Here is a 26448-nt window from a genome sequence, read left to right on the forward strand (position 1 = left end):
CCATTATGTTGCGGACACTCTGTGTATACCTTCTCCCTTTTGGGATCTATTTATCATATTTTCAAAAAATCCAATTAAAGATATTTGATATATGAACAAAATCTTGATATTATCCATTTGAGAACGAACGTTCGAATAGATATTAAGATAGCAATTATTTAACACTATGTCAAAGGATATCAACCAATTACCGTATACAAAAAGCGGAAAGTCTTACTGTATCAAATAAAAATCTTTAAAATTTAACTATGAGGTCTTTTATAATATGTATGTAACGATTGCAGATTTTATTAGAGAATGGAAGCGGGAGGCAGAGCTGACTCAAAAGATTTTAGAAGGTTTAACCGATGATTCTTTACAGCAAAAAGTCTCCCCTGAAGGTCGTACATTAGGAAGACCGGAATATTTAGCTCAAATTCGGGCAGAAAATAAATGAACTAGATAATGCAAAAAATATTCCTGCTGCAGCTAAAGAAATAACCGATACATTTAAACTTCTCGGTTCTACTGCAATCAAAGTGATAGAAGAACAATGGACAGACGAATCCTTGAAGGAAGTGCAATCAGCCTTTGGCAGAGAAGAAACAAATGCTCAAATTTTAATGGGGCTCATTAAGCATATTGTTCATCACCGTGGACAACAAGTTACAATTCTGATGCAGCAAGAGTCAAACCATTTGGAGTTTATGGACCATCAAAGGAAGGTTGGATTCTTGTAGGACTAGACAAAGACAATCCACCACTTTAACAGTTCAAGAAGATATCCTTGTAATACTAAATGTACACCTTGGCATAGATTAGCAAGACAGCTGAGTTTCGGCAGTCTAAAAGCAGAGCATAGGATTAACATGACTTGTGTATTCAAGCTTACAGTAGCTGCCCCTTACACTTTTAGAAGCCAATAAGCCAAACAATTACGTTACTTCTTGTAATTGTTCGGCCTTATTTTTGTGCAGGCTACTTATTCCCAGCTCATTTAAACGCTATTTTCCGTCGTATCTGTTCTTTTTTATTCATTGATAAATCGTATTTTGCGAACGTCCAAAAACAGAGTTCATTGTCATTCTTTTTACACTTGGAATATTCATTAATATTCTAACTGCATATTTACGAATAAATGGACTTCTTAATACCGTATTAATGACACGATACCGTTTTTGAAATAAATAATATCCACCTAAAACAATTAGTAAAATGGAGAATACTTTTGACATTTTTGAAATCCCTCCTACTAACTAGTTTGGTAATAATATTATTTTTTATCCGTGTAAACGAATGAAAATGTTAATGTATTGACGTGATTAAAATTATTACAAAAAGAAAAATATATATATCAACGCAGCTAAGAAGCCGGAAAGAACATTTACCATATCATTATTAAAAAGTGCAAAACCCTTTATTTTCACTAAGTTAGTGTGACATTCTACTTTTGATTCAACTATTCGACCACAAACAGGACATTTATATTCCACTTGTACAAAGGCACCTAAAAGAGTATCCACGATATTACCTAAGAATCCAAATACAAGGATGACAAAAAAACTACCAAACTCCAAAGCAAATAAGAAATTCGCTGTTAACGCTATTAAGAGTGATCCAGCAAATGCAGCAATTGTTCCTAGGACACTGACTGCTCCAGATGTTCCAGTGGCCGCTTGTTTAAACGTTCGAACAGAGATTGGCTTTTTCTTGCTTAAGGATCCAATCTCTGATGCCCATGTATCCGAGTTGGCAGCTGCAAGAAGTATGGCGAATACACTAATCCAAACTGATTCTTTTGCAAAATAATAGATGATACCAACAATTGCTGCAAAACCTCCATTTGCCATAACTTGCCATGCATCTCGTTGTGACCCTTTTTTGGTTTTGTCCTCCATCGCTTGTTTAGTTTTGCTTTTATATTTTGAAAGCATACTAGAAGAAACAAAAAATACTCCTAGAACTACTAATCCTTTAGAGCCAAATCCTAGCGCAATTCCGCTCCCAACAAAAAAAGCCGCAATTGCACCACTCATCGTTAATGATCTGCGTTTATATGCCAAATAAGAGACAAATAAAATGACTACTGCATACATCATACTACTCATTTGCGTAAATAATTCCTTCATTTGTAATTATTTTCTGAACAGCTAAATCATGATTCTCTACGGGAATTTGCTGCTGTATTTGCATAGAAAATGCTAGTGATATTGTTTGTCCATCATAATTTTGCAAAAAGCGGTCATAATAACCGCCCCCAAATCCTAATCTATATCCTTTTGGCGAAAAAGCTAATCCAGGAACAAGAAGTAAATCAATTAGTTTAGAATCTGTTGGTTTCGTTTTTTCTATAACTGGTTCAAACAGGTTACTATAAACCGATTCAAGTTGATTAAATTGCTCTAATTCGCGAAAAATCATTTGTCTAGATGCAGGGATGCACTTGGGAACACTTACTTTTTTGCCTAATTGCCAAGCTGTACGAATAATTTGGTATGTATCCACTTCAGGAAATTTGGAAATGGTAATCCCTATATGACTAGCAGAAATAAAGGAAGCATCATTATATAATTGGGAAGCTATTTGGTTGGACATATGCTCATATTGTGGTTTATTGATTGATTGGAGTTGTTTTATCATATCTGATCGGAATTGTTTTTTTTCCTGCATTTTATGTACACCTTCCTTACATTTTTCGTTATAAATATGAAAAAAACAGAAGGGATATCCCCCTTCTGCTTATTTTGTTTCACGATGAACTGTAGTACGTTTTTCTCTTGAGCAATATTTTTTTAGCTCAAGACGATCTGGATTATTTCGTTTATTTTTTTTAGAAATGTAGTTACGATCACCACATTCAGTGCAAGCTAACGTAATGTTTACACGCATGTTTATTTCCCTCCAAACTATAGGTTGCTAGTTCGTGCATACGACTTTTATATGATAACATCTTTTGTTAGGAAATGCTAGTACTTGTTTTCATTAGAATATGATTCATATCTAAAATATCCTTTTTTTCTGTCCCCATAATGGACCAAGCGCGACTAATACCAGTTGATTGAGGCATTACCTCCATATTTAAAGAAAAAATACTTACACTGGAGCCTTTTGCCATAGGCTGATATTTGAGGGTACCATTTTGATTATTGCTCCAAATATGATCAGTGTGCACATTCCAGAGAGGTTGTACGGTTCTCTGTTCCATGCAGCTTGAATTATGTTCTCCATTTACTAAATATAGCTGTTCCTCAATGGAATGATAGATGACGTTTTCCGTAGGTGATACAAAAGAAAGATGATTATGAAAAGCTTTTGGAAAATAATTCAAAACTAAAACTTTCATTTTTTTCGGTTCTTGAGAGTGATTTCTGACGAAAATCTCATTGTATTGAATTTTTGAGTGCTTGTGTATTTGTTTTACATGAACGGAAATAGAATGTTCTGGTATTAATTTTTCATAACCATTTTGAATCCAATACGTTTTTCCATCAACCCAGATTCCAGGAGTTGTCGTTATTTTTTTTACTAATAACTTTCTTTGAACACTTTGATAGTCTTTTTGTAAATTGGCCTCAATTTTCATTCTTCCTTCACCTACTCTAATATTTTTAATTAGAAATGGATTCCTTCACCTTTGCCTGTACAATCAATTCATCAAAAATTCTTTTTGTCTCTTCGCCAATTCGATTCCAGCTAAAAAGCTGGCTAACTAATATTTGCCCTTTCTTACCAATTTTTTTACCCACGGCTGGATTTTCTACTAAATACTCGATATTCTTTACTAAGTTTTCTGCATTATTTGGCTCCATATATAGTCCTGTTTCTCTATCCTTAATGATTCCTTTTAAGCCGCCTGTCTGGGATACAATTGTTGGAATAGCGAAAACAAGGGATTCTAATGCTACGATTCCAAAAGGCTCATAGGAACTCGGTATAACAACTATATCTGCTAGTGCATAGAGTGCATTCTTCTGTTCTTCCTGCAAATACCCTATTAAGTGAACACTTTCTGCTAATTGATGTCTTTCAATAAATTGTTGATATTCATCATACATCGGACCGACTCCAGCAATAACAAAACATAGATCATTTCGCTTTTTATGCAACTTTCTTGCTGCTTCTAATAAAGTTCCAAAGCCTTTTTCTTTTACCAATCTCCCCATAGCAAAAACCACCTTTTTGTTGTCCTTTGAAAAATTTTCAACCGGAGCAGCCGATATAGCTTCCTTCTTCAAGATTTCTACTCCATTGGGAATGATATTAATTTTCGTTTGTTCTACTTCAAAAATTGTCATTAACTCATTCTGCATATATTCGCTGCACACAATTAAAGAATCAGCTGTATCTATTAACTGGCTTTCTTTCCTATGGATAAATTTCTGCATTTCTGTATAGATACCACCGTTTCTTCCATGCTCTGTTGCATGTATGGTGGCTATTAAAGGAACATTTAATTGATTCTTTAAAGAAATAGCAGCTGCACCTACTAACCAATCATGTGCCTGCACTAATTCAAATGTTGTGTTCTTTCCTATCTCTATTGCTTTATCCCACATTGCTAAATTTAAGCCGCCAATCCAGTGAATAAAGTTTTGATCTTTACTATAAATTGGCTTGACCCGATAAACAAATAAGCCAGCCTGTTCTTCTACGTCTTCGGGATTTTTATTCATCTCTTGTGCTGTAACAAGATGAACTTCATAGCCATTTTTTATTAAGCTATTTGTTAACCCAACTACATGAGCACCAAGACCACCAACTATATTGGGCGGATACTCCCAAGATAAGATTAAAACACTCTTCTTGTTTGTCGGTTCCTTTTGAGACCGAACCGGTTTATGGATCTGTATCGTTGTATTTAAAATTGGATATTTACTTTCTCTTAAGGAAAGCCAGTCTTTATCGATTGGTCCTTTCCAATAACCGTTTAATTTGTTTGCCGCTTCTAGATGGTTTGTTACTTCTTCACTTGTCCAATTATTATCTTGATAAAGGAGAGCGCTTAATAACAACCATTCCTTTTCCATCTGCTTCTGTACTCTATGAGTTGCTGGCGGTAAAGAAATTTGTCTCCATTCATGAAGCTCTCTTTCCAAAAATGCTAAAGCAGCATAGGAAGAACGATGTTTAACAACCTCTTCTCTCCCTCTGCGCTCTAAGAAGGAAGCACAGAGATGGACACAATCCATTCCTTGACTGAATTGCTTTATATATGTTTCAGGCGTAATATGAACCATATAGCCTTCATCATTTAAATAACGAATACTTTTATTCAACTCGTCTTGTATCTTTACATAATCAGCTAAATCAATTGGGAAAGTTAAAATGGACTCATTTATGTATGGAGGATAGGATTCTAGCAAATCTAAGATCCATTTATCCCATACTTGTTTTGTTGCTTTCTCCTCTTTAAAAAGTTGATACAGCTTTTCTTCTACAGGAAAGAACACAATATTATGTGGTGATTCAACCGCAATACCTGTATCACTCGGTAAAGGATCACTATGATCGATTGTCCTACTGTTTAGATAGCTATAAGAAAAGTTCTCTTTTTTCAAATATAAATCTAAACCAGGTGAAAAATTTCCTTCTGGAAACCAAAATCCTGTCGGCCGGTAGTCTAAATAATCATCTATAATGGATAAACCTAACTCTATTTGTAATTGAATACCTGTACTTGTCGATACATTTGATAAAGGCGAAAAGGAAGCGGGACTTGCCAGCAATTCGATCCGCTTTTCTTGGAGAAGCGATTTAAGAACCTTCAATAGATTTGTTTCTTTATCTATCCAGAAAGAATACAATTCATCATCGGGATAGTATTTTTCTAAAAATTCTGTTATTTCTTCTCGAAATGACTGCGCATCAAGTTGTTCGAGATAAATTGGCGGAACAACAATTTGAATGGTATATGGAAGTTGATTCTTTTCTGTTTCGAAAAGAAACTTGATAAAGTTAATAGTCTCCGCATATAATTCCTTTTTCTTCTGTTTATCTTTTGAAAAATAGTTCATAAAAGGAATCTTATTAATTACAATCAGTTGAAAATAGGAACCATTCATTTCTTTTTCACATCCTCTTGCTCTTCTAATTCATAATAGCTATAGGTGCTTACGTGTTCAATCCAATTTGGGACAGAAACATCCCCATTCTCCCACTCCTGTAAATCCTTTGCTAATTGGCCTGTTTGGTTATGTGCAGTTCTCGGTGTATGCAAGGGATTTGACTGTAATATCGGTAAAAAGGATTGATACACATCCAGAACCCCAATTTCGAAACAAAAACTTCTATTGGGTGATAAGTCTTGTAACACCACTGATTCTTGCCTATTTTCAACAGGCAGAATGCGAGAATTATGCGCATTTCTTCCATTATAGATAATACTAGTTATATCATTAATCTTTACTGCTAGCGAACAAGTTTCCGGATCAATATCATAATAAGTTGAAATTAACTGCCATTTTCCTTCGGGAATTCTCCAAAATACTAATGCAGTGTCTTCCGATGTTAACCAAGCTTCCATCCCATTTTTCTTTGCTAATAAATCCACGCTTGTCCAAAAACTTTCCGTTATATATGATTCCTGCTTTTGCATTTGGATTACATTCTTTTGCTCCTCGGCTTGTCCAGCATTCCCATGATGTTCTTGTTCCTTCACATATTTTTTCCATTGGTATTGTACTTTTCCTACAGTTGAATTTAGTTCGATGGCAATTTTCCGGAAAGACAGTCCTTTACGTCTTAAATTTACAATTTGTTCAATCAATAGAAATTGCACCTCTTTCTAAATTTTATTTATCCAATGTCATTTAATTGCTGTGGTGTATGATCGCAATTTACTAGTATATGCATACAAGATTCCATTTAGTTCGCAATTTATATTTATTATGTTACCACTGAATGGGCATTGCCACAACGAACAGATTTTGTCGGAATATGCTTAAACTTACGTACATTTATTGTAATAGAGCAAAAAAATTTTTTTTGCATTTTTCCATTAGCTAATACAACATCGATTCGACATATGTTTTTAAAAATTCAAGATGAATTACGACATATTCTTAACTGTTTCGCAGATCTATTCGAATATTGTCATCCACAATCTTGATTTAATAGGAATTAACGATAGATAATGATAAAATATCTTTAGCTTGCTTTGTTCTTCTTTAGGTCTCTTATTATTTATATCATTTGAAATGAAGATTTTATTCTGAGGTGAATTATGTTAATTGTAATGTTAGTAATTATAGGAGTTTCTTTATTCCTTCTTATTCTGTCTCTTTTCCTTCGTGATCCCATTAAAGATTTACGAGAGGAAATAGATCAGCTTTCCCTTCAACAAGTACAAGAGCTATACAAAATAAAAAAGAAATTAAAACTATTAGAAGAAGAGTTAATGATCGGTGAGGAAGATTTTTCTTTAAAGCCATCTTCTACCCTAAAAAACCCATCCGCAATGGAAATGGATAAACCACAGCCCATTCACGCTATTATTAAAAACCAAGTCTGGACCCTTGCAGCTAGCGGAGTACCGATTGAGCAGATTGCCAATCAATCTTCCTTATCTATCACTCAAGTTCAGCAAATTATAAAGGAAAGGGTCGAAAAGTAACTAAATGAAAAAGCATAGTTTACGTTCATTTGCCATCGGAATGCTCCTTTCAGCAAGCATTATTGGTAGTTTTTATTACTATCTCGAAAATAAAGGTCAAGAACATGCAACGATTAGTGTATCTGAAGCAACATCCTATCTACAAAAAAAGGGTTTTACTGTGTTAGCAGAGGATGAATATAATAATTTACAAAAGCAAATAGCAGAGAAGAAACAAGAACAAGCAAAATCAGCAGCAAAAGAAAAGAAACAGGAAGAGCCAAAAGAAGAACAACATGAGAACATTGCCTATACGTTAAAAGTTAAAAGTGGTATGAGCATCTTTCAAATTGCTGAGTTATTATATAAAGAAAAAATCGTCAAAGATCAAGAAGAGTTTGAAACATACTTAATTGATAATGGCTACCATACCAAAATTCAAGTTGGCAGCTTTCCTTTAACTAGTGACATGAGTCATAAAAAAATTGCCGAAACTCTTACGAAATAAACGAACTGGAACATACTTAAATAAGTAATCTAAAAGGTCGAACAATCCATATTTAGCTATTAAGTATAAATGAAGCACACTAATTAGTTAAAAGCTATGAAATAATGAAACCCCAAATACTATAGAGATGTTGTTAGTATCTCCGTATAATATTTGGGGTGAAGTCCTTTGTTCCGGTCTTTTTTATTTACCAATCATATTGTCTGCCTTTAACTAAATAGAAAATATTCTCAGCTATATTAGTTGTATGATCTGCTGCTCTTTCTAAATAACGACAAACAAATGTCAATTGCGAAATTTGCTGTAAATACTCAGGTTTATTTTTACTAATTTCTAAAAGCTCCACAAACGCTTGTTTATTTAAACCATCTACCTCATCATCCATCTCCGCGATTTTTCGAGCTAGTTTTGTGTCTTCTTTATTATAAGCATTTAAGGATAAGCGCAGCATTTCATTAGTAATCTCTAACATTTTTTTTACAAGAATGATTGGTTTCACTAAGTCTTGATTCCCAATTCGAATAGTAGCTTTGGCAATATTAACGGCAAAATCTGCGATTCTTTCAATATCGGTTGCAATCTTAATTCCAACAATAATACGTCTTAAATCAATTGCTACAGGTGCCTGCTTCGCAATTAATAGAATAGCAAAGTCATTTATTTCTTCATACAAATTATCAGCCTTTACATCATCATCAATAATTTCTAAAGCCATTTCTATATTTTGTGTTTCAAGTGCTTCTAACGATCTTTCAAGTGCTTGAATCGAAAATTCACCAAGCTCTGTCAGTTTCTCTTGCAATTCCTTAAGCCCTGCTTCAAATTTCTCTCTAACTGGCATAGTAAGATCTCCTTTTTTTGAATTCAGCTTAAATAATTATCCAAATCTACCTGTAATATAATCTTCTGTTCTTTTATCCTTTGGATTAGAGAATATTTTATCGGTTACATCAAACTCTATTACTTCTCCATTTAAGAAGAATGCTGTTTTATCAGAAATACGTGCTGCTTGCTGCATATTATGTGTAACAATAATAATGCTGTAGTTTTCTTTTAGTTCTTGAACTAACTCTTCCACTTTTAATGTCGAAATTGGATCAAGTGCAGAGGTTGGCTCATCCATAAGAATAACGTCTGGTTCAATCGCAAGACATCTTGCAATGCAAAGGCGCTGTTGCTGTCCACCAGAAAGTCCATATGCATTTTGGTGTAATCTATCTTTTACTTCATCCCAAATTGCCGCTCCTCTTAAACTTTTCTCCACAATCTCATTTAAAATTTTCTTATCTCGTATCCCATGAATTTTTGGTCCATATGCTACATTTTCATAAATAGATTTTGGAAATGGATTTGGTTTTTGAAAAACCATTCCGACTTTTGTTCTTAGTTCTTCCACTCCATAATCTTTATCAAAAATATTTCTGCCACGATAATTAATTTCACCTGATGTTTTTACACTTGGCACTAATTCAATCATCCGATTTAAAGTTTTGATATATGTCGATTTACCGCAGCCTGATGGTCCAATAATAGAAGTTACTTCGTTTTCGATTATGTCTAAATCTATATTTTTCAGCGCATGGTTATCCCCGTACCATAAATTAAGCTGATTTGTTTTATAAACAGAGTTTTTCACTCTACCGTCTGTAGCATTCATTTCTACTGCTTTCTTAATTTTATCTGCAAAGACTGTACTCATTTGAAGTTCCCCCTATACGTTTAATAACGTTTTTGAAATTTATTTCGAATCAATACTGCAATAGAATTCATTAAAATCAATAAAACTAAAAGAACAATTATTCCTGCTGCTGCAAGACTCTGAAACTCTTCTTGCGGTCTTCCGGTCCAGTTATAGATTTGCATTGGCAGCACTGTAAACATATCAAAAACAGTTCTCGGCAAGAATGCTAGGAATAAAGGTAAACCTAATACTACTAGTGGAGCAGTTTCGCCAATTGCCCGTGAAAGTGCCAATATCCCTCCAGTTAAAATACCTGGTATAGCTGCAGGCATGACTACTCTGACAATTGTCTGCCATTTTGTTGCTCCCATACCAAGGGAGGCTTCTCTTAATTCACTAGGAACAGATCGGATAGCTTCCTGAGATGCAACGATAATGATTGGCAATACTAATAAGCTCATTGTTAACCCTGCCGCAAGGACACTTGTTCCAAGTGATAAAGCACGAACAAAGAGTGTCAATCCTAATAGACCAAAAACAATGGATGGTACACCTGCAAGATTCGATATATTAATCTGGATAAAATTCGTGAATTTATTTTTACTTGCGTATTCTTCTAAATATATCGCCGTGCCCACTCCAATTAAAAGTGATACAGGTGCAACTACTGCCATAAGCCAAACTGTTCCTATCAATGCGGTATAGACTCCTGCATTTTCAGGTTTGCGGGAAGGCAGGCTTGTTAAAAACTGAAAATCTAAATAGCCAATTCCTTGAGTCAATACTCGATAAAAAAGGACACCCAGAACAATTAAACCAAATAAAGTTGCGCTAAAGAATAATCCTTTCATTATGACGTTTTTCATTAATCTTGGTTTCATTCGCTTAATAACTTCTGAATGGTTTACTAACTTCATCTTAATATTCCTCCCTAAAACGACGAGAAATGTACTGAGCAAGCAGATTCATCAAGAAAGTGAATAGGAATAATGTAAATCCAACCGCATAAATGCTGTAATAAATCGTTGTTCCATATCCTGCATCTCCTTGACTTACTTGAACAATATAGGCTGTCATAGTTTGTATAGATTCTGTTACATTGAAGCTTAGATTAGGTGTACTGCCTCCTGCAACTGCGACAATCATTGTTTCCCCAATTGCTCTTGATAAAGCTAATACAATGGAAGAAACAATTCCAGAAACTGCTGCAGGTAAGACTACCTTTAAAGCAACTTCAAATTTAGTAGAACCCATTGCTAATGCTCCTTCCCGCATTGCCCTCGGAACGGCACTCATTGCATCTTCTGATAGAGAAGCAATCATTGGCGTAATCATAATCCCAATAACAATTCCTGGACTTAAAGCATTAAACATTTCTAAAGAAGGAATAATGGATCTAAGTAATGGCGTTATAAATGTTAAAGCGAAAAACCCGTAGACAATTGTAGGAATACCAGCAAGTACTTCTAAAATTGGCTTAATTATTCTTCTTGTTCTATCACTCGCGTATTCACTTAAAAAAATGGCAGATGCTAACCCTATCGGCACAGCAACAATCCCAGCAATCAGCGTTACTTTTAACGTCCCAGACACAAGTGACATGATTCCAAAAGAACCGGGATCAGAAAATGGATACCATGATTTACTTGTTAAGAACTCTTTTATATTTACTCTTTCGAAAAAAGTAAATGTTTCAATTACTAATGTAAATAGGATACCGAGCGTCGTTAATACCGAAAAGATTGCAGTAATCAATAATACTTTAGGCATAATTTTTTCTAACATCTTACTTAGATTATTTTTCTGTTTTTTTTCAGCAATTAACTCTTGTACAGATCTTGCATTCACATTTGTCGTTTGTTTAATCATGCTTTAAGTCCCCCTTAATCCAACAGCAAGATGGAAAGCTAAGTACAAAGCTTTCCATCAAAACTTATTACTTAAGTCCTTCGATTAATTCTAAATCTTTTTTGTATTCCTCATCTGGCAATTTTACATAGCCTACGTCTTCTGATAAATCAGCCGCATTTTCAATCATGAATTCTACAAAATCAGCTACTTCTTCTTTTTTCACCGATTCATTTTTTACATAAGTGAATAATGGTCTTGATAATGGAGAATACTCGCCGCTTTCAACCGTTTCATTTGTTGGTTCAACTGGGCCGTTCCCTCCGTCTATTGGTACTACTTTCAACTTATCCTTGTTTTCAGCATAGTAAGCATAACCAAAGTATCCAATTGCGTTTTTATCGCCTGTTACCCCTTGTACTAAAATATTATCGTCTTCTGATAATGTCGCTGCTTTAGCAATTGGCTGCTCTTCTAGAATCACTTCATCAAAATAATCGAATGTTCCAGAATCAGTTCCTGGAGAATAATATTTAATTTCTTCTTCTGGCCATCCTTCACGGATATCAGACCATTTTTTTGCTGTACCATCTTCAAGCCAGATTTTCTTTAATTCATCTAATGTTAAATGGTCAACCCATGTGTTATCCTTATTCACCACAACAGATAAACCGTCATATGCTAATCTTAATTCTGTATAGTCAATTCCTTTTGATTCTAACTCGGATTTTTCTTCATCCTTAATTGGACGGGATGCATTACTGAAATCTGTTTCCCCTGCGATAAATGCTTTGAAGCCGCCACCTGTACCGGATGATGCTACAGATACTTTCACGTTAGGCTGCTCTGCTTGGTATTCTTCAACGATTGCTTCCATAATTGGATATACAGTGGATGAACCGTCTAATTTTATTTGCCCTGATAATTGTTCAGTACCATTATCTTTTGATGCATTAGATGACTTTGATGAACTGGCATCGTTATTTCCACCACACGCTGATAATGCTAACATTGTTCCAATCATTGCTGTCAATCCTACTGTTTTAAGGCTCTTCATTTTTCTCTTTACCCCCTAAGGATGCTTGTTTTGTTTACAAGATAACTATAAGACTTTAGTATTAACTTGGTTTTAACTATTTGTAAATCAATGTAAACACATTGTAAATTTAGAGGGTTTTCGTATTCTTTTTTAAATAAAAAAAGGACAAAACTAGTAAATGCTAGTTTTGTCCTTTTCATCATATTATTTGTCTTTTTTCTCTTCTTTTTGTCTTTCTTTTTTCAAATCAAAATACGCATCCAAAACGCGTTCTCCAATTTTCTTATTGGAACCATTATCCACACTTCCTTGGTATGCCCATGGAACCATTACAGCCATGGCAACTTCTGGATTATCGGAAGGTGCGTAGCTGATTAAACTTAAATTCATAACTTGCGGCGGTTCTTTTCCATAATCACTGCGAGAAGGTCCATCGTAAAATGCCTCTGCTGTCCCTGTTTTTGCTGCAGGTGAATAATCCTTTCCACCTAGATTAGAATAAGCAGTACCTTTTGGAGTTTGTGCCACCATTTTAAATCCTTGCTGTACACGTTTGATCCATTCAGGTTTGACATCAACCTTATTTAATACTTTTGGTTTAACTGTTTCTACTACCGGTCCAAGTTTACTGTCATCCGCTACTGGTTCGCGGATCTCTTTTACAATATGTGGTTCCATTCTGTTTCCGCCATTAGCAATAGTTGAAACATATTGGGCAAGCTGCATATTGGAATACGTATCATATTGTCCAATGGATAAATCCAGTAAGAAACCTGGCAGTGTATCTTGTCCTTTAAAGCCAACTTGCTCATTCGGCAAATCAATACCAGTACGGATTCCAAGTCCATATTGGGCAAATTCATTTCTCACTAACGAGAAGTCCGCTAATGAAACAGATAGTGGTTTACCGTATACATAGTTAGCACCAGCCATGTTCATTACCGTTCTAAACATATAAACATTGGATGAGCGTTGTAAAGCAGTAAGATCGCTGATTGGTCCCATTGTCGTCCACGATTTTTTGATGGTATTTCCAATTTTCACAGGTGTATCATTCCATACTGTCCCAGGAGAAATCGCTCCTGTTTTATAACCAGTTAAAACAGTTGCACCTTTTACAACAGAACCTACGTTGTAAGTAGTTGTAATATTACCAAGTGCATCATCTTGAACTTCTATTTTACCTGTTTTATCATTTTTCACTAGTCGTTTCCCTGCCATGGACAGGACATCCCCTGTATTGGGATTCATTAAAACAACATAGGCACGATCAAGTAATTTTGTTCCCGCAAATGTTTTTGCTTTTTTTAATTCTTCCTCAATGATTTTTTCTATTTTTAATTGAAGCTCCATATCGATTGATAGTACCAAATCATTGCCACGTTTTCCTTCTGTAATGACTTCGGTACTAACAATATTACCTTTTTTGTCTGTTTTATTGCGAATTTTCTCTTTTTGCCCTTTAAGAACATCCTCATATTGAAGTTCTAAGTAACTGGTACCGACCCGATCATTTCTGCTATACCCTCGGGAAACATAATAATCTAATTTCTCTGCTGGCAGTCCTCTTTCAGCGGAGCTCACATTCCCTAAAACAGATTTCAGGGTATCCCCAAATGCATAGGATCTCTCCCAATCTGTTGTCGTATCGACACCAGGTAAGGCTTCTAAATTCTCACTAACTACAGCAAATTCTTCGTCGCTTACCTCTTTATTTTTGACCATTTGCGGTGTTAGTTTATAACCGCTGATAAACTCACGATAGATAGCTAGCACTTCTAAATCATGATTAGTAAGTGTTTTTATATCCTCCGCGGTAATCCGATCCAGCTGTAACTGATACACTTGCTTATTGTATTCTTCTTGATCTGGATACTTCTCAGCTAAAACTTTTTTTTCCTTTTCAGTGACTTTCTTTTCCGCTTCTTTTTTATTTTTTATAATCCAATAGTCTTTTTTCTCGCGCTCCGTCACCTTTTTCGTATCTTTCATAATATATTTTGAAAGTAATTCAGCGGTTTTGAGCATATCTTCTTGTTTCGCACCAGAATTCGTATAAGTAATTGCTTTTTCTGCTACATTATCTACTATCACTTTTCCTGTTGCATCATACATTTTGCCACGTGGTACAGAGGTATTTACTGTAACATCTTCTGTTTTCTCTAATTCTCTTTTATAATCTTCACCATAAACAATCTGCACAAAGCCTAGGCGCAGAATCAATGCTGAAAATAATAAAAAGACAAAAAAGAAAATAATATTAAGACGTACAGGTATCGTTTTTTTCTTTTTCTTTTTTCCCAACGTTTAATCACACTTTCCTTCGATATTCTTTTTCTATTGTAATAGAAAATCGTAGATTATTCTATTAATAACTAATTGGAATAATATGCTAGGATTGTTGAATGTATAAAACATGCTATAACTTGCTCTGTTATTCATTAATATGAGAGGAAATACATCTATATATCCACCTTTCTTTTATCCAAAAAAAACCAAAAACACTATCTAAAAGGCAGCAATGTACATACCCATAGATAGTGTTTTTTATTTAAGAATCTCTTAATCTATTCTTTTTCCTTCTTTAATTCAAAATATTTGTCCATAACACGTTTTCCGATAGTTAAGTTTGGTGATGGTCCATTGTTGGTTGTGTACACCCAAGGAACCATCACAGCCATGGCAACCTCTGGGTTTTCGGAAGGCGCATAGGTTATTAAGCTTACATTCATTACTTGGGGCGGTTCTCCTTCTCTATTTTTTCTTAATGGCCCATCATAAAAGGCCTCAGCCGTGCCAGTTTTTCCCGCTGGACTATAAGAAGAACCCGCGAAAGCTTTAGCTCCTGTACCGCTTGTCATAACAAGACGAAATCCTCTATGAATTTGCTCCATCCATCCAGGCTTCAATTCCAACTTATTTAATACTTTTGGTTGAATTTCTTGAACAATTGGTCCTAACTTCCCTTCTTCCTTAGAAGTTTCACGTATTTCTTTCACTAAGTGTGGCTGAATACGATACCCTCCATTAGCAATTGTTGAAACATATTGGGCTAACTGCATGTTCGTATACGTATCATATTGTCCAATCGACAAGAACATTAGGTTTGCTGGCTGGTTTGGATCCACTACTCCTCTCAACCCAGCCGTTTCATTTGGTAAATCAATTCCAGTCCGAATACCTAACCCAAATTCTGAAAAGGAATTCCTGATTTTAGGATATGCTTCCAAATCAATGTTTAATGGCTGCATATAACCATAATGCCCTTTCCCAATCTTTATAGCTGTTTGAGCCATATAGACGTTAGATGAGTCCTGTAATGCTTTCAAATCACTAATCCATCCCATTGGTTTCCATGATTTAAAAGGAGGTGATCCTTTAATTTGCATGGTTGCATCTAGTATGGAAGTTCCTGGAGAAATAACCCCTTCCTTATATCCTGTCAATACCATTGCACCTTTGACAACGGAACCAACATTATAAGAAGTAGTAATATTACCTAACGCAAAATCCTGCACAACTTGCTTGCCTGTTTTCTCATCTTTGCCTAACTGCTTTCCGGCCATCGTTAATACTTCACCCGTATGAGGATCAATTAATACGACAAATGCTCTATCTAAATATTGAGTGCCAGCATAGCCATATTTCGTCTTTTTCAGCTCTTCTTCAATAATTTTTTCTACTTCTAGCTGTAATTTCATATTAATTGTCAATACTAAGTCATTACCGGCAGCTCCATTGGCAATCACTTCCGAATTAACTATTTCATCTTTTTTATCTTTAATAAATTTAACCTTCTTCTTTTGTCCTTTTAAAATATCTTCATATTGCTTTTCTAAATAGCTAAGTCCGACTCTATCGTTCATGCTATAACCTTTTGCTATATAGCTGTCTTTTTCTTCTGCAGGAACCCCTCTTTGTGAAGTACTGACATTCCCTAATACGGTTTTTAATGTCGACCCAAAATCATATTTTCTGTCCCAGTCCCGAACTGTATCGACACCTGGCAGTTTGTCCAAATTTTCGCTGATTACAGCGATTTCCTTATCGGTAACCCCCTCATTTTTAACAATATGTGGTGTATAGTAATATCCGCTTTGAAATTCCCGATAAATAGCTAATGTTTCCATATCTAGATCTGTAAGTGTGTTTAAATCCTTTTCTGTTATCCGCTCACGCAAAAGCTCATCATATGCTTTTTGGTATTCTTTATTGTCATTCTTATATTGTTCTTGTAGTTTCTCATTTTCTTTTTTGGGTATTTTCTTCTTTGCTTCTTTCGGATGAATAAGAATCCAGTAATCTTTTTTATCTCTTTCTGATATCTTTTTAAGATCTTTTTCACTGTCCATCTTAATAATTTTTGCTAATTCTTCGGCGGTATCCCGCATTTCATTCGGTTTATATTTTTTCCAATTCGTATAGGTAATTGCATTTTTACCGACATTACTTACAATGCTTTCTCCCGTTCGATCATAGATTTCTCCTCTTGGGACAGATGTGCTGATGATAATGTCCTCTTTCTTCTCGACTTGCTTTTTATATTCATCTCCATAAACAATCTGAACAAATCCTAATCTTAAAATAAGTGCTGAAAACAATAAAAATACCGTAAAGAATATAATGTTAACTCTTAAAGGTATTGGATTTCTCTTTTTTTTCTTTTTTTCCCCCACGATCGATTCCACCTTTTCCTCCAAAACTTTCCTATTTTCTATTTTAAAGGAAATTTACAAAGATTACTATATGATTATTTTATATTTAACTGAATACTCTTTTCTTCACCTTATTAATAAAGCAAAAAAGGATCTGTAGATATGACAAATCCTTTTTTGCTTTATGCTGGTTTCCACCTAATCTTTCGAGCAAAGAAATAGATCACAGAATGTCCACTTCCTAGTATAAATAACAGTATCGGGATTACTTTATTTGGATTGAATACACTGACGCCAATGATAAAAAGAAGAACCGATAAAAGTCTTCCCAGATTGAGAAACAATTCCCTCACTACTATATATTCTATTCTCATTTCTCCTGCTTTCCAGCCTTTTCCGATAACATCAAAGGTCAAGCTGGTGTAAGGTACTAAAATTAATGGGTAAGCAATAGCTATTATACCTGCATAAATCAATAATTTCGTATAAGAAAAGTCAAAAACAATAATAAACATCGATAAGAATAACATTATTCCTCCAATTAAAATGGACTTATTCCGATTCTTATTTTTGACTGTCCTTGAAACAATATAATAGGCAATAAAGGAAATTCCTGAATTGATCAACCCAAATTTTCCTAAAGCTAATTCACTATCTGTTGCTATATAAACAAAGACAGTTATCATAAATGCAAAGACACCTTCTCGTAACCCTTGGAAAAAATGAGCATTCGTAATCAATTTCCAGTTATAATTATGTTTTCGCTCTTTGACAATTCTTTTAAAAAAATATTTACCTTCTGCTGGCCGTCTTTTTAGAAAGAAACTTGAAACAACCGCGAGAAGAAAAAGACCAAGAGACATTCCAAAAACAATCATATACCCTGTAGACTTCGTGAGCTGGGAGATAATATATCCTGCAATCATTGGTCCAATCATACCAGCAACAGAATTTAACAATCCCAAAAAACCATTAAAGAAATCTCTCGTTTCTGGTTCTGTTACTTCAAAAGTTAAGACATTATAGGCTAACCAATAAAATCCGTTGCCAATTCCAAGAATGGCCCCTAGTACTAACAGAAACGTTGATGCTTTGTCTCCTATCAGTAATACTGTTAAATAGAATATGGTAAGAAAAGCTACTCCAATTCGAAATACAATAACTCGGTCAATTTTCTTCGCCCATCTGCCAGCAAGTGTAAAGGTAAATAGTTGCAACAAAATGATAGCAAGATTATATAAGCCTAAATCTCTAAATTCACCTGATTGTTTCCATAGAAACACGTTAACGAAAGTATTAGAAAGTGCTACACTAAGTGAGTACAGCCCTCCTGTAACCAACAAAATTTTCAAATCTTTTGTCAGCTCTACATCACCTATTAATTTTCCTATTTTCATCATAGAAACTCCCCTTTGTTCTAGAGTAGTTTCTAACAAAACAAATTTCGTTATGCATTATATATAAAAACTAACAATTATGAAAATAAGACCAAATTATGATTGATAAAATGGAACAATAAAAAAAACCTGTAAACAATATATGCTCACAGGTTTTTGCATTTCTATTTCTTATTTTGCAGCAGCAAAACGTTTTGCTACTTCATCCCAATTAATAACATTAAAGAATGCACTAATATATTCAGGACGACGGTTTTGGTAATTTAAGTAGTAAGCATGTTCCCAAACATCTAATCCTAAAACAGGTGTTTTACCTTCCATTAATGGATTATCTTGATTTGGTGTGCTAGTAACTTCTAATTCACCGTTGTTCACAACTAGCCAAGCCCAACCAGAACCAAATCGAGTTGTAGCAGCTTTTGAGAATTCTTCTTTAAAGTTTTCAAAGCTTCCAAACTTGCTGTCGATAGCAGCAGCTAAATCACCAGTTGGTTGACCGCCACCATTTGGAGAAATTACTTCCCAGAATAATGAATGGTTAGCATGACCGCCACCATTGTTACGAACTGCAGTGCGAGCAGCTTCTGGAACTGCATCAAGATTAGATACAAGCTCTTCCACTGTTTTAGAAAGTAATTCATCATTTCCTTCTAATGCATTGTTTAAATTTGTTACATAAGTATTGTGATGTTTCGTATGGTGAATGTTCATCGTTTCTTTATCAATGTGTGGTTCTAATGCATCATAAGCATAAGGTAATTGTGGTAATGAATATGCCATGTCTAATTCCTCCTAATATTTTATGTATTATGTTCTTCCCTCTAATAGTTTGCCCTATTCCGACAATTATTATATGAGAAGCCTTTAACAATACCTTATCAAATAAAGTGCTTACTTTCAATCAATTTGCTTGAAAAGATTCCCTTTTTAAAGTACCCATTTGTTATCATTTTAAAACGTCTCAATAAAAGAATCTAAAGTTCTAATACCAAATGTTTTTTTCCTTTAACTATCAGTAAGGAGAAAAGCATTTTATTTCTTTATATATATTAACTATCTCTCTTCGATTCCTTAAGTAAAAATGCTTTGTATTCTCTTGTGATTAACATCACCCTTAAGTATTACCTATTTATAAATATACTACTAAGATTCTCCTAGAATAAGTTCGTTAAATTGTCATTTTTTCATTTTCGCCCAATGCATCAGCATTCCTGATATTCCTAAAAATTATTATACTTTCTACAATTCCATTATATTCCATTTTTAGATTGACAAATATTTCACAATGTTTTTTAATCAAGAAAAGAGGCTTTTTAAGGAGTGCTTTCCTATGAATGAAGTGCAGCTATCATTATATAGTTTACTCATACAACATTTTTTTGAGATTGAAAAAATAGAACATATAAAAAAAGGGACTTTACTTTTCCAAGAAAAAGACCCTGTCCAAAAGATATATATATTATTAAATGGAACCATTTCACTTGGAAGAGTACACGAAAAAGGAAAAGAATTCGTCATTAAAATCCTTCATGATGAGGAGTTATTAGTGGAATACCAATTATTTAAACATTCTCCTAAATACTATTTTTTTGCGAAAAGTATGACTGATTGTGATGTCCTTGCTATTGACCGAACAGAATTTGAACAATTAGCATTAAAAGACCCCGTCTTATTAACTTCTATTACGAGTTGGTTAAGTACAGGCTATCTAAAAGCACATATGAAATGCCAGGATCTTATTATGAATGGAAAAAAAGGGGGGCTTTACAGTATTTTAATCCGATTATGTCATTCCTTTGGGATAAAAAATAATGAAGGCATTTTGATTGATATCCCTATCACTCATCAAGAATTAGCAAACTTAACTTTTGGGACACGAGAAGTGATTCAACGCATATTAAAAGATTTAAGAGAAAGGGAAGTAATAGACTATAGTAACCAAAAAATCACCGTGAAAAACCTTGCCTATTTAAAAAGAGCAGTTGATTGTCAAAATTGTCCAGTCGATATTTGTGGACTTAATTAAAAGAAGCTGGCACACACTTACTTTAAGCAAATAGTAACCCGAACAATTATTCTGAAATGGCAATGCTTTCGAATAATCGTTCAGGTTGTTTTATCCATTTCAGAAAGAAGGTCTGTGGATTTCAGCTTATACCCTGTTTTATATTTTAATGAGGAAATAAATAATCATGATTGCTTGGATAATTCCTTTTGTTACTACACTACTTAGGAATCCTATTAATGAACCTACTCCAATTTTCAAGGCATTCTTCCAATTTGTCTTACTTACAACGAGCTCAGCTAGGACTGCCCCAATAAATGGACCAAGAAGAATTCCGAGCACAGGAATAACAAAAGGACCTATAAGTAATCCAATTGTACTTCCCCAGATACCAGCCTTTGTCCCTCCAAATTTCTTTACTCCAATCCAATTAGATACGGAATCGGCAAAGAATAATAAGATAACAAACATCCCTTGGATAATCCAAAATAGGATACTAAGTTCTTCGAAAGAAAAGAACAGACCATATAAAAGATAACCGGCTAGTATAAATATCACGCTTGGAATGATTGGATAAATCAGTCCAATAAACGCAATAATGAATAATACACTGATAATTGTCCAATAAATAATATCCATACCGATCCTCTTTTCTTCTTATTTATCTATTATGTTACCCATTCATCTTGTTTACCACACTTTTTTCTGCAAATCAAATGCTCGGACTTGTATCTATCGGTTGTAAAAAGATACAATAGGAATGAAACTTTTGAAGGATGTGTAAGAATGAATATTTTTAAGCAGTTTTATCGAAGCCTCTATTCTCCAAAAGATATAGCAAGCTTCCGTTTTCAAGGTATCGGAAAAACCATTATTTATTTGTTGCTTTTGACGATTATTGCATCACTACCTAATTTATATTATTTAAATAAGGGAATAAATGAAGCAATACATACGTTTAGTGTAACCATGGAGGACGAAGTACCTTCTTTTACAATAAGTGATAATATCCTACATACAGATAATGATGAAGAACCTACTATTATTGAAAAGCCGGATTTAACAATCATTGTCGATTCCTCAGGAACTTATGATCACGCGAAGGTTAGTTCCTATGGAAATACAGTTGCCCTTTTAAAGAATGAATTCGTAATAGTAACTTCTGGACAAGCTCAAACATTTGCATATTCCTCATTCGGTAACTTTACAATGACAAGTGAGGAGCTCATTGACTTTATCCAAGGAATGGATTCATTATCCTATGTGTTTATTATTATATTAGTTGTTATTTACATTCTATTCATGCTTCTCTATAAAGCATTACAAACTCTTGTGCTTTCTATGTTTGGAAGCTTTTTCGCGAGAATATTCGGCAAAGGATTGACTTATGCACAATGCTGGAAAATCACTGTCTACAGTATCACTATTCCAGTAATTTTCTTTGCTATTATGGATTGTTTACAGACAGTTGTTCCTAATGGCTACTTATTAAATTGGTTTATTAGTTTATTCCTTGTCTGCTTAGCTATTAAAGAAATACAAACAGAAAAGCCACTGCAACCATAAAGAAAAATACTCTTGGTATTTTAGAAATAAAGCCAAACAATCATAAACGCTTCGTGCGATTGTTTGGCTTTTTCATTTATAAAGTGGAATTGTCTACATTAAGCTACAATTGCGGTTTAATCATCAGTTTATCTATTTAATTCACTCCCATCCTCAGGAGCAGTTTTTTCCTCCATCTTAATATTCTCTTCTAAAGCGGCTACTAACGTTGCTAATCTAGCGCTTATCTCGGCATTTACGCGAATACTCTCTTGCTGTATTTCTCCTATCCTTTTCATTTCATCGGAACTAGCAAGTGTTTGTTGACTAATCGATGTAACATGAAGTGTACTATGTTCCATTTTAGGAAAAAAAGCTTGGAGTTCATTTAATAAATGATGGTTATCTTTTAGCCCAAAAATAACAAGAGAAATTCCCTCCAATAACTGATCAATTGAAACTGTTGCTGTTTGAACTAAATCCGCACTTTTCGTGAAGTTCATTTGAATATCTTCTAAATCAGATGATGACTTTTGAATAATTTGATCCATATCGAGCGTAAATGATTTAATATCCTCAGCGGATTTAGATGATAAAACAGCTAGTTTTCTTACTTCATTAGCTACTACGGCAAATCCCTTTCCTTGGATGCCTGCTCGAGCCGCTTCTAATGTGGCATTCAAAGCTAAAAGCTTGGTTTGTTCAGCCAGCCCTTTAATATCTTCTACTACCTTTTTAATCGATAAAGCATGGTTATTTAATAAATCATTATTGCTATATATCACTTTCACTTTGTCTTGCAGTACATGTTGGCTGGCAAACAAATTATTCATATTTTCTTCGCCATGAATGGCAGCAAGATTCATTTCTTCCGTATGCTCCTTTATTTTCTGGCTGCTTTTTTCAATTTGCTCGCTTAATGCCTTCATTTCTTGAAAAACACTGATATTATGTTCGGAGCTAATAGCTGTCTGCTCAGCTCCATTTTTCACCGTATTTATCATTTCCGTGAGGTTTTCTCCACTATCAATCATCTGCACAGCTTCTGTATGTAATATATCGTTTGTTTTAGATAAATGAACACTTGTTGCTTGCATCTCAGATAGGACATGCTTTAACCGCTTAATCAATAAATTGTAGCTGTTTATAAGCGAATTTATTTCTGGTATCGAGTTTTTAATGGATGTTACCTCTGTTAAATGGCCATTTCTGGCAATCTGCATGATTTCCCGTAATTTCAATAAGGGACTTACCATCGTTTTAACAAAAAAACGAATAACAATTGCAATAACAATAATACTCAATGCCGAAAACAGTAATAAACTATTTTTTAATTGCTTTACATTATGCAGGTATTCTTCTTGTGGAACTGCTAATAAATATATCCCCTTCAATTCTTGAACTTGCTGAAAGGCAACGGTATATGTTTGTCCATTCCATTTCGTTTCCAATACTCCCGATTCTAAATCAGTTACCTTTTGAATGAAGGAGTCCTCCCACGTAAAATTGGATGTTTGACTTACTTTAAAAGGCTTGACTTCCTTTTCTGTGAGTACAAAAAAAGAGGCATTTAAACCTTCTTGGGCAAAACTAGCATCTTGATCTCTAATTATTTGTTCCATTTTTGTTTGGAACTTTTCTTCTTGGCCAACATACATTAACATCGTATTTTGTGCCATTACGTAAATAGTATTTGCCTCTTTTTCTAATCTTTCATGCATCATCTTAATAGTCATTTTGGTAGAACTATTAATAGAAATAAATGTCAAGATTAAAATAGTAATAATAAATAACGGTAAGATAAACAGAAATAACCGATTTTGAATAGAAAGCTTTTCGTTTTCTTTTTTCCTGTCCTTGATTTTATTCATCTACTCGTCCCCCCTTCTCAAACATTTTCACAAATATTTGTTAAGGACATGTAAAGGCAAAGTAATTTAATGTTAATTTTTATGACTTTTTACCTATATCCACCTTCCTAGCATTTTCATTGGTTCTAACCAATAGTGGACAAGCATATAATTTCCTATAATCAGTTTAGGGGGATTTACGATGAAAAGGTTTTTTATTACCTTTGCAGTTCTAGTTACCATATATGTCATCTATATTGATTTAAACGAAGGCACACTCTCCTCCCAAAAAGAACAAGAACCTACAAGAGAGACACAGGGCACTCCTCAAGATTCGTCCTCATCCTTTGAGCAAAAAGTAAAATCTGGTGACACCGTTCTTTCAATTGTTGAACAATATTCAACTGGCGGTTTATCCGTTAGTCTTGAGACAGTAGTGAATGACTTTCAAAAATTAAATGATGGATTAAAACCGGAAGATATTCAAATTGGCAAGACCTATCTATTTCCGATTTATAAATAGCATAAAAGAGAACTTCCAAAAATAATCTAATTTGAGGAAGTTTTTTTGTTTTAACCAACAAGTTCATTTTTACCTATCCTAGAAGTATTCCCAGTAAAAAGCTAAGCATTTTTCAGCAAGTTTCTTGTCAATTTCAATGTTTCATTGATACAATAGGTAAGGATATCAAGAATTAAATAAAAAGCTAAATTATTTTGGCTTGTCCAATATAAAAGGAGCGAATCACCATTGAGTGAAATTATACATCGTACAAAAACCCGACCAATAAAAGTAGGTAATATTACTATTGGGGGAAGTAATGAATTATTTATCCAAAGTATGACCACAACTAAAACACATGATGTGGAAGCTACTGTAGCCCAAATTAAACGCTTAGAAGAAGCTGGCTGTCAAGTCGTGCGCGTAGCATGTCCAGATGAACGTGCGGCAAATGCTATCAGTGAAATTAAAAAGCAAATAAATATACCACTAGTCGTGGATATCCATTTCGATTATCGTTTAGCTTTAAAAGCAATTGAAGGCGGAGCAGATAAAATCCGAATCAATCCAGGTAATATTGGGAAAAGAGAAAAAGTGGAAGCTGTTGTAAAAGCGGCAAAAGCGAAAGGAATTCCTATCCGAATTGGGGTTAATGCCGGCTCGCTAGAAAAGAAAATCCTGGAGAAATATGGATATCCAACAGCAGACGGCATGGTTGAAAGTGCCCTGCATCATATCAAAATACTAGAAGACCTTGATTTTCATGATATCATTGTTTCCATGAAAGCTTCTGATGTTAACTTAGCAATAGAAGCATATGAAAAGGCAGCAAAGGCTTTTGACTACCCACTACATTTAGGAATAACAGAATCTGGTACGTTATTTGCTGGTACTGTAAAGAGCGCGGCTGGGTTAGGTGCTATTTTAAGCAAAGGCATCGGTAATACTTTACGTATTTCCTTAAGTGCTGATCCAGTTGAAGAAGTAAAAGTTGCTAGAGAACTGTTAAAGTCATTTGGACTTTCCTCTAATGCTGCAACATTAATTTCTTGCCCAACATGCGGCCGTATTGAAATTGATCTTATCAGTATTGCAAACGAAGTAGAGGATTATATCTCTACTATAAAGGCACCTATTAAGGTAGCTGTGCTAGGCTGTGCAGTAAATGGACCAGGAGAAGCAAGAGAAGCGGATATCGGCATTGCTGGAGCTCGTGGAGAGGGCCTACTTTTCCGTAAAGGCAAAATAGTCCGCAAGGTTCCAGAAGATACGATGGTCGAAGAATTAAAGAAAGAAATCGATGCAATTGCAGCGGAATACTTTGCAAAAAAAGCTGCAGAAGAAAAAGAGATGGATACTATCAGTGTCCAGCCATAACTTTAGGAAAATCTAACCTCAAATAAGAGGTTAGATTTTTTAATTGCTTCTTGCTAAAAGAATGGAGCAATAAAAATTCCAATGATAATGGAGATAGCACCTAGTGCAATAGCCCATGTTCCTAATGAACTTGCTCCTTTGCTTCTTGCGACGAAACCTAATACTATCCCAACAATCCCTAAAATGATAGGCATTACAAATAATGATAGGATAGAAATTACTAACGCCGCAATACCAATCCCTTTGCCGCCTACTACTCCTCTGTCCCCCTCTACATCAGAGGTGACAGGGCGTGTATCAGCAGAGGTCATCGGAGGTGTAGCATTATAAGTCATTGGAGGTGTTATTTCTGCTGATGTTTCTTCCAAATAATCTACAGGTGATTTAGTTCGCTCTCTATCCTGAAAATCGTGACTATATCCTTCATTGCTATTTTGATCTGCCATGATAATCCCTCGCTTTCTTTCATAG

26 protein-coding genes and 1 pseudogene are annotated in these 26448 nt (G+C 34.5%); 8 read left to right on the forward strand and 19 right to left on the reverse strand.

Annotation, left to right across the window (positions count from 1 at the left end; translation table 11 throughout):
* Positions 1 to 265 precede the first annotated feature (265 nt).
* Positions 266 to 748: pseudogene (locus NSQ89_RS13195) on the forward strand (DinB family protein).
* A 265-nt stretch (positions 749 to 1013) separates the two neighbouring features.
* Here NSQ89_RS13195 and NSQ89_RS13200 read toward each other — a convergent pair.
* The 7 genes from NSQ89_RS13200 to NSQ89_RS13230 all read right to left on the reverse strand — a co-directional run bounded on the left by NSQ89_RS13200 (position 1014) and on the right by NSQ89_RS13230 (position 6745).
* The gene (locus NSQ89_RS13200; RefSeq protein ID WP_047941256.1) at positions 1014 to 1214 is read right to left on the reverse strand and encodes a hypothetical protein; all 201 of its coding nucleotides are present in this window, start codon (positions 1212 to 1214) and stop codon (positions 1014 to 1016) included.
* 96 nt (positions 1215 to 1310) lie between these two features.
* On the reverse strand, positions 1311 to 2087 hold the full coding sequence (locus tag NSQ89_RS13205) for a DUF92 domain-containing protein (protein ID WP_235850125.1): 777 nt from the start codon (positions 2085 to 2087) through the stop codon (positions 1311 to 1313).
* Positions 2080 to 2649: a 5-formyltetrahydrofolate cyclo-ligase gene (locus NSQ89_RS13210; RefSeq protein ID WP_095258961.1), complete on the reverse strand. Its 570-nt coding sequence runs from the start codon at positions 2647 to 2649 to the stop codon at positions 2080 to 2082. The genes NSQ89_RS13205 and NSQ89_RS13210 overlap by 8 nt, the downstream gene beginning before the upstream one ends.
* Positions 2650 to 2718: 69 nt before the next feature.
* Positions 2719 to 2868 carry a 50S ribosomal protein L33 gene (gene rpmG / locus NSQ89_RS13215; RefSeq protein ID WP_016204868.1) on the reverse strand — a complete coding sequence of 50 codons (150 nt, stop codon included), beginning with the start codon at positions 2866 to 2868 and terminating at the stop codon, positions 2719 to 2721.
* A 67-nt stretch (positions 2869 to 2935) separates the two neighbouring features.
* Entirely contained in the window at positions 2936 to 3562 is a 627-nt protein-coding gene (locus tag NSQ89_RS13220) for a hypothetical protein (protein ID WP_061798548.1), read from the reverse strand.
* A gap of 25 nt (positions 3563 to 3587) precedes the next feature.
* Entirely contained in the window at positions 3588 to 6041 is a 2454-nt protein-coding gene (locus NSQ89_RS13225) for a glycosyltransferase (RefSeq protein WP_341132762.1), read from the reverse strand.
* Positions 6038 to 6745 carry a DUF4912 domain-containing protein gene (locus NSQ89_RS13230; RefSeq protein WP_095258964.1) on the reverse strand — a complete coding sequence of 236 codons (708 nt, stop codon included), beginning with the start codon at positions 6743 to 6745 and terminating at the stop codon, positions 6038 to 6040. Before NSQ89_RS13230 ends, NSQ89_RS13225 begins: the two co-directional genes overlap by 4 nt.
* 456 nt (positions 6746 to 7201) lie before the next feature.
* Between NSQ89_RS13230 and NSQ89_RS13235 the strand changes: the two genes are divergently transcribed.
* Entirely contained in the window at positions 7202 to 7591 is a 390-nt protein-coding gene (locus NSQ89_RS13235) for a hypothetical protein (protein ID WP_341132763.1), read from the forward strand.
* 4 nt (positions 7592 to 7595) lie between these two features.
* The gene (locus tag NSQ89_RS13240; RefSeq protein WP_341132764.1) at positions 7596 to 8078 is read left to right on the forward strand and encodes an aminodeoxychorismate lyase; all 483 of its coding nucleotides are present in this window, start codon (positions 7596 to 7598) and stop codon (positions 8076 to 8078) included.
* Between the two features lie 187 nt (positions 8079 to 8265).
* On the opposite strand, the gene phoU is transcribed toward NSQ89_RS13240, so the two are convergent.
* The 9 genes from phoU to NSQ89_RS13285 form a co-directional block, all read right to left on the reverse strand.
* Positions 8266 to 8919, reverse strand: a complete 654-nt coding sequence (phoU, locus tag NSQ89_RS13245; RefSeq protein WP_341132765.1) for a phosphate signaling complex protein PhoU — start codon at positions 8917 to 8919, stop codon at positions 8266 to 8268.
* A gap of 36 nt (positions 8920 to 8955) precedes the next feature.
* Positions 8956 to 9735 carry a phosphate ABC transporter ATP-binding protein PstB gene (gene pstB, locus NSQ89_RS13250; protein ID WP_235844481.1) on the reverse strand — a complete coding sequence of 260 codons (780 nt, stop codon included), beginning with the start codon at positions 9733 to 9735 and terminating at the stop codon, positions 8956 to 8958.
* A 62-nt stretch (positions 9736 to 9797) separates the two neighbouring features.
* Positions 9798 to 10676: a phosphate ABC transporter permease PstA gene (gene pstA, locus NSQ89_RS13255; protein WP_047941265.1), complete on the reverse strand. Its 879-nt coding sequence runs from the start codon at positions 10674 to 10676 to the stop codon at positions 9798 to 9800.
* Position 10677: 1 nt separating this feature from the next.
* A complete protein-coding gene (gene pstC, locus NSQ89_RS13260) occupies positions 10678 to 11628 on the reverse strand; it encodes a phosphate ABC transporter permease subunit PstC (RefSeq protein ID WP_047941266.1) in 951 nt (316 codons plus the stop codon).
* Positions 11629 to 11695: 67 nt separating this feature from the next.
* The gene (locus NSQ89_RS13265) at positions 11696 to 12664 is read right to left on the reverse strand and encodes a PstS family phosphate ABC transporter substrate-binding protein (RefSeq protein WP_047941267.1); all 969 of its coding nucleotides are present in this window, start codon (positions 12662 to 12664) and stop codon (positions 11696 to 11698) included.
* A 186-nt stretch (positions 12665 to 12850) separates the two neighbouring features.
* Positions 12851 to 14950, reverse strand: a complete 2100-nt coding sequence (locus NSQ89_RS13270; RefSeq protein ID WP_341132766.1) for a peptidoglycan D,D-transpeptidase FtsI family protein — start codon at positions 14948 to 14950, stop codon at positions 12851 to 12853.
* Between the two features lie 263 nt (positions 14951 to 15213).
* Positions 15214 to 17334 carry a peptidoglycan D,D-transpeptidase FtsI family protein gene (locus NSQ89_RS13275; protein WP_341132767.1) on the reverse strand — a complete coding sequence of 707 codons (2121 nt, stop codon included), beginning with the start codon at positions 17332 to 17334 and terminating at the stop codon, positions 15214 to 15216.
* A gap of 149 nt (positions 17335 to 17483) precedes the next feature.
* A complete protein-coding gene (locus NSQ89_RS13280) occupies positions 17484 to 18701 on the reverse strand; it encodes an MFS transporter (RefSeq protein ID WP_341132768.1) in 1218 nt (405 codons plus the stop codon).
* A gap of 168 nt (positions 18702 to 18869) precedes the next feature.
* Entirely contained in the window at positions 18870 to 19478 is a 609-nt protein-coding gene (locus NSQ89_RS13285) for a superoxide dismutase (protein ID WP_061798570.1), read from the reverse strand.
* Positions 19479 to 20028: 550 nt separating this feature from the next.
* Here NSQ89_RS13285 and NSQ89_RS13290 point away from each other — a divergent pair.
* Positions 20029 to 20724, forward strand: coding sequence for a Crp/Fnr family transcriptional regulator (locus NSQ89_RS13290; RefSeq protein ID WP_095320794.1), 696 nt, complete (start codon positions 20029 to 20031; stop codon positions 20722 to 20724).
* A gap of 138 nt (positions 20725 to 20862) precedes the next feature.
* Here the strand turns inward: NSQ89_RS13290 and NSQ89_RS13295 are convergent, their stop codons facing one another.
* On the reverse strand, positions 20863 to 21342 hold the full coding sequence (locus NSQ89_RS13295) for a DUF456 domain-containing protein (protein ID WP_047941271.1): 480 nt from the start codon (positions 21340 to 21342) through the stop codon (positions 20863 to 20865).
* Between the two features lie 147 nt (positions 21343 to 21489).
* Here NSQ89_RS13295 and NSQ89_RS13300 point away from each other — a divergent pair, with 147 nt between their 5' ends.
* Both NSQ89_RS13300 and NSQ89_RS25380 read left to right on the forward strand, forming a co-directional pair.
* Positions 21490 to 22269, forward strand: coding sequence for a DUF1189 domain-containing protein (locus NSQ89_RS13300; protein ID WP_095322366.1), 780 nt, complete (start codon positions 21490 to 21492; stop codon positions 22267 to 22269).
* A gap of 42 nt (positions 22270 to 22311) precedes the next feature.
* Positions 22312 to 22371: an SWIM zinc finger family protein gene (locus tag NSQ89_RS25380; protein WP_369988355.1), complete on the forward strand. Its 60-nt coding sequence runs from the start codon at positions 22312 to 22314 to the stop codon at positions 22369 to 22371.
* 26 nt (positions 22372 to 22397) lie between these two features.
* Here the strand turns inward: NSQ89_RS25380 and NSQ89_RS13305 are convergent, their stop codons facing one another.
* A complete protein-coding gene (locus NSQ89_RS13305; RefSeq protein ID WP_341132769.1) occupies positions 22398 to 24119 on the reverse strand; it encodes a methyl-accepting chemotaxis protein in 1722 nt (573 codons plus the stop codon).
* 181 nt (positions 24120 to 24300) lie between these two features.
* Between NSQ89_RS13305 and NSQ89_RS13310 the strand changes: the two genes are divergently transcribed.
* Positions 24301 to 24621, forward strand: coding sequence for a LysM peptidoglycan-binding domain-containing protein (locus NSQ89_RS13310; RefSeq protein ID WP_341132770.1), 321 nt, complete (start codon positions 24301 to 24303; stop codon positions 24619 to 24621).
* 237 nt (positions 24622 to 24858) lie between these two features.
* Positions 24859 to 25977, forward strand: coding sequence for a flavodoxin-dependent (E)-4-hydroxy-3-methylbut-2-enyl-diphosphate synthase (gene ispG, locus NSQ89_RS13315; protein ID WP_171510336.1), 1119 nt, complete (start codon positions 24859 to 24861; stop codon positions 25975 to 25977).
* A 53-nt stretch (positions 25978 to 26030) separates the two neighbouring features.
* Here ispG and NSQ89_RS13320 read toward each other — a convergent pair whose 3' ends face one another.
* Positions 26031 to 26423, reverse strand: a complete 393-nt coding sequence (locus tag NSQ89_RS13320) for a DUF4190 domain-containing protein (RefSeq protein ID WP_095258972.1) — start codon at positions 26421 to 26423, stop codon at positions 26031 to 26033.
* Positions 26424 to 26448: the final 25 nt, after the last annotated feature.

Origin of the sequence: Niallia sp. FSL R7-0648 (assembly GCF_038007005.1) — a bacterium.
In the GTDB taxonomy this organism is placed as follows: Bacteria; Bacillota; Bacilli; order Bacillales; family Cytobacillaceae; genus Niallia; species Niallia circulans.

Coding starts and splice junctions, on each gene's coding strand:
- NSQ89_RS13200 (WP_047941256.1), bottom strand. CDS start 1,214: ATGTCAAAAGTATTCTCCATTTTACTAATTGTTTTAGGTGGATATTAT.
- NSQ89_RS13205 (WP_235850125.1), bottom strand. CDS start 2,087: ATGAGTAGTATGATGTATGCAGTAGTCATTTTATTTGTCTCTTATTTG.
- NSQ89_RS13210 (WP_095258961.1), bottom strand. CDS start 2,649: ATGCAGGAAAAAAAACAATTCCGATCAGATATGATAAAACAACTCCAA.
- rpmG (WP_016204868.1), bottom strand. CDS start 2,868: ATGCGTGTAAACATTACGTTAGCTTGCACTGAATGTGGTGATCGTAAC.
- NSQ89_RS13220 (WP_061798548.1), bottom strand. CDS start 3,562: ATGAAAATTGAGGCCAATTTACAAAAAGACTATCAAAGTGTTCAAAGA.
- NSQ89_RS13225 (WP_341132762.1), bottom strand. CDS start 6,041: ATGAATGGTTCCTATTTTCAACTGATTGTAATTAATAAGATTCCTTTT.
- NSQ89_RS13235 (WP_341132763.1), top strand. CDS start 7,202: ATGTTAATTGTAATGTTAGTAATTATAGGAGTTTCTTTATTCCTTCTT.
- NSQ89_RS13240 (WP_341132764.1), top strand. CDS start 7,596: ATGAAAAAGCATAGTTTACGTTCATTTGCCATCGGAATGCTCCTTTCA.
- phoU (WP_341132765.1), bottom strand. CDS start 8,919: ATGCCAGTTAGAGAGAAATTTGAAGCAGGGCTTAAGGAATTGCAAGAG.
- pstB (WP_235844481.1), bottom strand. CDS start 9,735: ATGAATGCTACAGACGGTAGAGTGAAAAACTCTGTTTATAAAACAAAT.
- pstA (WP_047941265.1), bottom strand. CDS start 10,676: ATGAAGTTAGTAAACCATTCAGAAGTTATTAAGCGAATGAAACCAAGA.
- pstC (WP_047941266.1), bottom strand. CDS start 11,628: ATGATTAAACAAACGACAAATGTGAATGCAAGATCTGTACAAGAGTTA.
- NSQ89_RS13265 (WP_047941267.1), bottom strand. CDS start 12,664: ATGAAGAGCCTTAAAACAGTAGGATTGACAGCAATGATTGGAACAATG.
- NSQ89_RS13280 (WP_341132768.1), bottom strand. CDS start 18,701: ATGATGAAAATAGGAAAATTAATAGGTGATGTAGAGCTGACAAAAGAT.
- NSQ89_RS13285 (WP_061798570.1), bottom strand. CDS start 19,478: ATGGCATATTCATTACCACAATTACCTTATGCTTATGATGCATTAGAA.
- NSQ89_RS13290 (WP_095320794.1), top strand. CDS start 20,029: ATGAATGAAGTGCAGCTATCATTATATAGTTTACTCATACAACATTTT.
- NSQ89_RS13295 (WP_047941271.1), bottom strand. CDS start 21,342: ATGGATATTATTTATTGGACAATTATCAGTGTATTATTCATTATTGCG.
- NSQ89_RS13300 (WP_095322366.1), top strand. CDS start 21,490: ATGAATATTTTTAAGCAGTTTTATCGAAGCCTCTATTCTCCAAAAGAT.
- NSQ89_RS13305 (WP_341132769.1), bottom strand. CDS start 24,119: ATGAATAAAATCAAGGACAGGAAAAAAGAAAACGAAAAGCTTTCTATT.
- NSQ89_RS13310 (WP_341132770.1), top strand. CDS start 24,301: ATGAAAAGGTTTTTTATTACCTTTGCAGTTCTAGTTACCATATATGTC.
- NSQ89_RS13320 (WP_095258972.1), bottom strand. CDS start 26,423: ATGGCAGATCAAAATAGCAATGAAGGATATAGTCACGATTTTCAGGAT.